Source organism: Nocardia cyriacigeorgica (genome assembly GCF_010858045.1).
Taxonomy (GTDB): domain Bacteria; phylum Actinomycetota; class Actinomycetes; order Mycobacteriales; family Mycobacteriaceae; genus Nocardia; species Nocardia cyriacigeorgica_E.
Genome location: NZ_JAAGVC010000280.1, coordinates 1 through 300 on the forward strand (window position 1 = coordinate 1; position 300 = coordinate 300).

Sequence of the window (300 nt, forward strand, 5' to 3'; positions counted from 1 at the left end):
GCATTGGGGGAGTTGCGATCCGAGCAGGCGGGCGCGGAAAGCGCGGCATTGCGGGCCATGGTTTTCCAGCGTCGCTGCGATGAACTCGTGTTGCTGCTGGCCGATGAACCGAGCCGGCAGCGGCTGCGGGATGCGACGTACGCCCATGCACAGGTGACCGGGCATCCGGCGCTGCCGGCACCGGCCGAGCCGCAGGCCGGCGCGAACCGTCCGTCTGCGGTCTCGGCGCCGACCGTCCGTTGATTGCAGACGGATTCCCAAGAGCGGGAAGCGCCGAAAATGGACGGGTCAGTGGTGTGG

Annotated in this window: 1 protein-coding gene; it reads left to right on the forward strand. The window is 68.7% G+C overall.

Annotated features, from left to right (window positions below):
- A partial coding sequence (locus GV790_RS29715; protein ID WP_163818131.1) for a hypothetical protein occupies positions 1–243 on the forward strand: 243 nt, incomplete at its 5' end.
- Positions 244–300: the final 57 nt, after the last annotated feature.